This is a genomic window from uncultured Succinatimonas sp., assembly GCF_905203285.1.
In the GTDB taxonomy this organism is placed as follows: Bacteria; Pseudomonadota; Gammaproteobacteria; order Enterobacterales; family Succinivibrionaceae; genus Succinatimonas.
The window spans coordinates 1-1,148 of the sequence record NZ_CAJKVK010000159.1 but is presented as its reverse complement, the minus strand read 5'-3'; the positions used below and the strand labels follow the sequence as shown (position 1 = coordinate 1,148).

Annotated in this window: 1 protein-coding gene; it reads left to right on the top strand. The window is 38.9% G+C overall.

From position 1 onward, the window contains the following. Positions 1-86: 86 nt before the first annotated feature. Positions 87-1,085, top strand: coding sequence for an ROK family protein (locus tag QZ019_RS09820; protein WP_294565029.1), 999 nt, complete (start codon positions 87-89; stop codon positions 1,083-1,085). The last annotated feature ends 63 nt before the right edge of the window (positions 1,086-1,148 follow it).

Genomic DNA, 1,148 nt, shown 5'->3' with positions numbered 1-1,148 from the left:
CAAGATAATTTTTTTATAAATTTTTTTCCAAAAGTTAAAAAAACAGGGTATTATTAAAGGGGATTTATTAAGTAACTTTAAAAATTATGCAGATACAAAGTCAGCCAGTCACCAGTCAGCAAATCAGAGAGCAAAATATTTTAAATGTCAGAAGAGCTCTTCACAGCGAGCAGGTAGCGACCATTTCACGCCTTAAAACCTTGACCGGACTTAGCGTTGTCACTTTGACAAAATTGCTGCAGTATTTAATTGAAACGGGTGAAGTCCTTGAAGGCGAAAGCATATCAATAGGTAACGGCAGACCCGCTGCAACATATCGATTCAATGCATCGTACAGACTAATATTGATCGTATCTTGCTATAAAAGAGCCGGTCATGATTATGCCGGTTATTCTGTTCATGACTTATTTGGTGAGTGCATAGAAAGAAGAGAGGAACTGTTATCCAAAGTTCATACCGATGAATTCAGAATCGGTATTGAGCGTTACCTTGATCGTTACTCAAAGATTTCCATAATAGGAATTTCCATGCCGACTGATACGGTAGGAGGAAGACTTGCCTCAGCAGTACGTCATGATCCCCAGGCAAAAAGATTATCAAAGCATCTTGAACTGCATTTTAATGTGCCGGTGTTTTTTGAGACAGACATTAACGCTGCAACATTAGGGTGTTTTAACCGTCATGTTAAGCATAATTATGTGGCTGGATTGCTTTTGGTCCCGGGCCGTGCTCCGGTATGCGGCTTTTGTTATCAGGGAAATGTTTTAAGGGGCAGAGACGGAATGGCGGGAGAAGTTAGATTCTTTCCGATGTTTAACGATGTCGGCGTTCTTCCCCTTGAACCGCTTGCGGCTGATGATCTGGCCATTAGAACGCTTAGGGCGGTTATGTGTGTTTTAAACCCTTCTTTAGTAGTTGTTTATTCAGAAAATTTAAAATCTGGGTTCCTTGAGAGAGTTAAGAAACAGCTTTCTACTGAGGCAGAGATTGCTTTACTGCCCCGTCTTGAGATTAATGATCATATTAGAGAAGATATTGTTTCAGGTATGCTGACTATTAGCCTTGAAAGAATGCAGACTCTGTAGTTTTTTGGATGTTTATTTCAAGACAATAGTAAAAAAATTAATTTTCTATATATTTTTTCTATC

Coding starts and splice junctions, on each gene's coding strand:
- QZ019_RS09820 (WP_294565029.1), top strand. CDS start 87: ATGCAGATACAAAGTCAGCCAGTCACCAGTCAGCAAATCAGAGAGCAA.